Here is a 5,489-nt window from a genome sequence, read left to right as displayed (position 1 = left end):
TCTCAGACCTTACTGAGGCAGAAAAACTACTTCCAGCTTATCAGCGTCCGAGCACTACCAAGTACAAGATCAACATTGATGTAGTAAATGGCTTGCTGGCAAGAACTTACCTGAACATGGGTAAATGGGACTTAGCTGCACAACATGCACTTGAAGCAAAAAAGAACTATCCATACATGTCTGAAGCCGATTACAGCAATGGGTTTAACGACCTTAAGAACAGCGAATGGATTTGGGGACATGGTCAGCAACCGGATCAAAGTACAGCTAGTTATAGCTTCCATTTTCTGGACACCAGCAGTCCTTCGGCCTATTATTATAGCTTTATGGCCGATCCTAACTTTCAAAAGTTATTTGATAGTCATGACATCAGAACAAAACTATTCTTATGGGACGGTCTGCCAAGTAGAGAAGGTTATTTACGCTACCAGAAGTTTAAGTTCAGGGCTGATCAGACAGGCGATATCGTATTCATGCGTGCATCAGAAATGACTTTGATTGCTGCAGAGGGCTATGCTAGAAATTCAGACTTACCAAAAGCAGTTGAGCAGCTGAACTCGCTTCGTGCCGCCAGAAAAGCAGATCCGTTTACACTTGGATCGCAAACCAAGGATCAGGTAATTGCTGAGATTCTTATAGAAAGAAGAAAAGAATTATGGGGTGAAGGGTTTGCACTGTCTGATATTTTAAGAACTCAGACTGCTGTAGTGAGGAATCCAGCGCTTGGTACAGATGGTAAGCCACTTCAAGTTACTGTGATTACTCCTGATGGAAGTAGCAAGGTTGTTTCTGCAAAGCAGCATACAACTTTAAAATTCCCTGATGGTTCGGCCTTTAAACCCAACAGCAGTTACTACCTGTTCTCTGTACCGCAAACTGAATTGAACAACAACCCGAATATCAACAAATAATGGTATTTGACTAATAAACTTAACGGCGCTATATATAAAACCGGGTCTGAAAATGACCCGGTTTTATATTTTAAATGATTTCACTAGTTGGTAGCCCCGCCATTTACCAACAAATGCTGGCCATTAACAAATGACGAAAGGTCACTGGCAAAGAATTCAGCTGCATTGGCAACGTCTTCTACCTCTGCAAGTCTACCCATCGGACAGCTGTCCAGCAACTGTYTCCTTAATTCAGGATAGCTATCTGGCTCGGCAAAAATACCCGAATGATCTACTGCGAATGGAATGATGGTATTTACAGTTACTCCTCTATGGCCAATCTCTTTAGATAAAACATCAATCATATACCTTGGTGTAGTTTTACTCCCACCATACACAGCCATGCCCTGAACCGGAAAGGCTGTAGTACTGGAAGCAATGTAAATGATACGCCCTTTGTCTTCTACGTTTCTTGCAGCCTGTTGCATTGTAAAATATGCTCCTTTAGTGTTGATGGCAAATAACCTGTCAAACTGTTCCTCTGTAAAATCTACAACAGGTGTTTCTACCAGTTCGATTCCGGCATTGGCTACTACGATATCGATTTTCCCAAATTCTTTTTTTGCAGTTTCAAACAGACGTTCCAGATCAGCCACTTTGCTTACGTCTGCCTGTACCGCAATTACCCTTACCCCCATTGCCTTGATATTACTTAGCACTTCATCAGCTGATGCTTTATCTCTTGAATAATTGATCACCACGTCTGCGCCTAAGGCAGCGTAACGTTCGGCAATAGCTTTACCTAAACCTCTTGCTGATCCTGTGATTAATGCCACTTTATTTTTTAAACTGTTCATGATATTTTGATTAAATAATACTGATTGGATTAAGCCATGCCGCCGTTAACGCCAATATTCTGTGCAGTAATCCATTTTGCCTCATCCCCCGCAAGGAATGTCACCACCTGTGCAATATCCTCAGGCTCACCAATTCGGTTAAAAGCAGAAAGAGATGCCAGGCGGTCTATAACTTCCTGAGGTTTACCTTTAGTAAATAATTCAGTATTGGTTGGTCCCGGCGAAATTGAGTTTACATTGATACCTCTGCCACCAACCTCTTTAGAAAATACACGGGTTAATTGTTCTACGGCTGCTTTTGTAGCCACATAAGTACTATAAGTAGGCAACATGATACGGTTCACAGAAGTTGAAAAATTAATGATGCTTCCGTTGTCCGATAATCGGGTAGCTGCTTCACGCATCGTATTAAAAGTTCCCTTAACGTTAATATCAAATTGAAGTGCAAAATCTTCGTCAGTAGTATCTTTAAGTAATTTATTGATCATGATACCTGCGTTATTCACCAAAACATCAATCCGGCCATAATGATCAATTGCGGTGTCAAACATAGCTTTAACAGCAGCGGCATTACTTACGTCTGCCTGAATGGCAATGGCATCACCACCTTGTTGTATAATGTCGTTTACGGTTTGTTCTGCCGCAGCTCTACCACCTGCATAGTTTACAATTACTTTTGCACCTGCTGATGCTAATTTATGAGCGATACTTGCGCCTATGCCTCTTGAGGCACCTGTAATCAGAATTACTTTTTCTTTTAGAGTTTTCATGTTTTCTTTATCTTATTTTGATAACTCAAAGGTCAGATAAAGAACAACTGCAAAAAGGACGGATATTAAAGGATTAAGTATAAAAATCTAAGATTAGCTTTGCAGCTTTCTGTAAGCTATCGGAGTAAGCTCTGTATACTTCTTAAAGTAATTACTAAAATGGGTAGCCTCTGAAAACCCAAGTGTAAAAGAAATTTCTTTGATGGAAGCTTCTGAGTTATGCAATAGCGACTTTGCCTTTGCAACTGTTTTTTCAGCAATCCACGTGCTAACAGGTTTACCTGTTTTTGTTTTGATTACGCTACTTAGGTAATTCGGATGTAAATGCTGCAAATCTGCGTAGTCCTGAACCCGTAATAAAATATTTTCCTGACCAAAAACGATAGCCCGATAGTGATCTTCAAGGTTCTTTTTAAATACTTTAACAATGAAGGAACTCCTATTCCCCTCATATATAGGATTATAATTTTGCCAGAAGTATTCTTTTATTTTTAATAGCAGAACCACAAACAAGCTTCCAATAATTCTATTCTTATAGATAGAATTGCCTAAATGCTCTTTATGGATCTGGTGATAGAGCTTTTCTATTTCATCAAACTGTTCAGGTGGCATCAACCTTGGCTGAACTGTTTCTGTAAGCAAAAAAGAAAAGTCCTGATAAACATCCTGATGAACATGTTCTTGCAGATAAGATTCATTAAATGTGATCAGATAGGCCTCTGTAATTTCAGACCATTCAAAGCTTCTGTAATTTCCCGGATTAGTGAAATAGATTGTACCGGGGGTAATATCAAATGTCATCTCATCTATGATATACTTTCCGTATGCATTTTTAACGAAAACAAAGCTGAAATAATCTGGTCGGTAAGCAATCGATTTAAAAGGAAGATTCTTAAATGTTTCTCTTAAGGAATGTACAGTAAACCCCGACTCGGCACTTACCAAGTCTACAGGCAAGCCCATCATCTCGTACAGATCAGCCAGGTTTTTCGATACTGATTCCTTCGGGTTCATGAGAAGTCGTTTTTTAATGTTTTTTATACTTATCAATATCCTGTTTAGTTGCAGGATAGATTTCCGCTACCTCACTTCTATTGTCCTGGAATACTTTCACTTTTACAGGAACATCAGATTTATTAGCCTGGCGGATCATCTTCAGTTTTTGTTCACTCCCCTTAAGTCCAAGGTCAATAATAAAAAAACTGGCATAAGGATAAAGAGCCAGTTTTGCTGTATCATTTTTGATCTCCCTGATTTCTGGAAAAACAGTTCCAAGTTCGCTCGTTGGAGCATCTTTGACCTTTTTGTTTTGATCTGGATTATTCTGTTTCCTACAAGCAGCTGGAATAAGCATTATTGCAATGCTAAAAGAATAAATAATGGAGGAGGTTTTGAAGATTGAAAGCATATAATCAATTAATGGTCAACCAAATTTAGCTATTCTATCGTTCAATAGAATAGTTAAATTTGATTTAATTGATTATTACCTGGTATTAATCTGATCCAAAATTGGTTTATTAAGACTGGTAAGAAACTGCTGATCGGTCTTAAGCAAATCAAGTACAACCACCTGGTTTTTACCTTTTTTCAGCCATTCAGCAGGCAGGTAAATTGTTTGCTGAGGGCCAATACTCCAGTACTTTCCAAGATTATGACCGTTTACCCAAATCACGCCTTTACCCCATTTCCGCATATCCAGATAGGCATCCTGTAAGTTTTTCAGTTCAAATTCTGCATACTTTAACATTGGAGCATCCCGATTAACTGCATTGCTAACCTCTTTTTTAAGTGGCTGTTTATCAAAAGGCAATGAAAACATATCCCATGATTCCAAGACCGAACCAGCTAAGGTGACTTTGCCGGTAATCCCTTTTTTATTTTGAAGTAAAAATGGCCCGAAATTAATCCTTCCCATATTTTCTACTAATATATCAAGAGTGACCTTACCCGATGGTAAATCTATCATGAGACTATCCTGATTCAGTCTCCTGTCCAAAATACCCTGTCGTTTACCGTTAACATAGACCAGACCGAAATCCTTCAATCCATCAATTTTTAGCATACCCTGCTTTCCTCCATTGATAGTTGTGCGATAAAGTACATATCCATAGGCCTGGTTCAGGTCTTCGAAAGTCAGTGGCTGAATGCTTTGCTTTGATTTTCCAAGATACTCGTAAATACTAACTTCGGATGAAAAGGGAATAGCATCAAGAGCTGCTGCTGGCTTTGGGGCAGGAACAGCAGGCAACTTGGCACCAGGAGGCAAATGCTTTTCAATAACCGCCCTGAATTTCATAAACTTTTCAGTTGCGTTACCTGCTTCGTCAAGTGGTGCGTCGTAATCATAACTGCTGATCTGAGGTTCGTAGGGTATAGTATCACGGTAATTAGCTCCGTTCATGAAAGCGCGGGTACTACCGCCGTGGAACATATACATATTGATGGAAATGCCAGCTGCAAGTACGGAATCGAGCTTTCCTGTATATTGTTCAGCCGGAACTTTATGATGCGGTGTACCCCACCAATCAAACCATGCCGGATACCATTCGGCTATAAAGAAGGGGCCTTTGCCACCATTTAATTCGCGGATTTCCTTTTTCACGATTTCCGGATTGTCTTGCCCATTAATTGCAGGAAGTGTTCCGGGCAGGAATCCTTTTTTGATGTCTTTTTGAGGATCACATGTATATAGTAATCCATCGAACCCCGCATCAATAAACATCTCACGGTTAATACGCAAGTATTCCTTATCAGATCCATAAGAACCATATTCATTTTCAATCTGCACCATAAGCACATTACCTCCATGGTTGACCTGCAAGGGAGCAAGTTGTTTACCCACTTCGTGAATGTATTTGCGGTATTCTTCAAGGTATTGTTTTTCCCGGCTTCTTACTTTCAGACCTTGTTCATTTTGAAGCCAGTACGGATAACCTCCAAATTCCCATTCGGCACAGACATAAGGACTAGGC

At 39.8% G+C, this 5,489-nt stretch carries 6 protein-coding genes; 1 reads left to right on the top strand and 5 read right to left on the bottom strand.

Features of this window, described 5'->3' with window-relative positions; genetic code table 11:
• The coding region (locus AC1DG9_RS22590) for a RagB/SusD family nutrient uptake outer membrane protein (RefSeq protein WP_477635280.1) at window positions 1-911 on the top strand (911 nt) is incomplete at its 5' end.
• Window positions 912-994: 83 nt separating this feature from the next.
• Here AC1DG9_RS22590 and AC1DG9_RS22585 read toward each other — a convergent pair.
• The 5 genes from AC1DG9_RS22585 to AC1DG9_RS22565 all read right to left on the bottom strand — a co-directional run.
• On the bottom strand, window positions 995-1,747 hold the full coding sequence (locus AC1DG9_RS22585) for an SDR family oxidoreductase (RefSeq protein ID WP_477635279.1): 753 nt from the start codon (window positions 1,745-1,747) through the stop codon (window positions 995-997).
• 29 nt (window positions 1,748-1,776) lie between these two features.
• Complete coding sequence (locus tag AC1DG9_RS22580) at window positions 1,777-2,517, bottom strand: SDR family oxidoreductase (RefSeq protein ID WP_337716799.1); 741 nt, start codon at window positions 2,515-2,517, stop codon at window positions 1,777-1,779.
• A gap of 93 nt (window positions 2,518-2,610) precedes the next feature.
• Window positions 2,611-3,531, bottom strand: coding sequence for a helix-turn-helix domain-containing protein (locus tag AC1DG9_RS22575; protein ID WP_288879177.1), 921 nt, complete (start codon window positions 3,529-3,531; stop codon window positions 2,611-2,613).
• A gap of 13 nt (window positions 3,532-3,544) precedes the next feature.
• Window positions 3,545-3,925: a hypothetical protein gene (locus AC1DG9_RS22570; RefSeq protein ID WP_288879176.1), complete on the bottom strand. Its 381-nt coding sequence runs from the start codon at window positions 3,923-3,925 to the stop codon at window positions 3,545-3,547.
• A 75-nt stretch (window positions 3,926-4,000) separates the two neighbouring features.
• A partial coding sequence (locus AC1DG9_RS22565) for a beta-galactosidase (RefSeq protein WP_477635278.1) occupies window positions 4,001-5,489 on the bottom strand: 1,489 nt, incomplete at its 5' end.

It is taken from the genome of Pedobacter sp. 05L430, from assembly GCF_056397585.1.
This window is presented reverse-complemented; position numbering and strand designations above follow the sequence as displayed.

Bases quoted from the DNA above. Each gene is read 5' to 3' on its own strand.
- AC1DG9_RS22580 (WP_337716799.1), bottom strand. From the start codon at position 2,517: ATGAAAACTCTAAAAGAAAAAGTAATTCTGATTACAGGTGCCTCAAGA.
- AC1DG9_RS22575 (WP_288879177.1), bottom strand. From the start codon at position 3,531: ATGAACCCGAAGGAATCAGTATCGAAAAACCTGGCTGATCTGTACGAG.
- AC1DG9_RS22570 (WP_288879176.1), bottom strand. From the start codon at position 3,925: ATGCTTTCAATCTTCAAAACCTCCTCCATTATTTATTCTTTTAGCATT.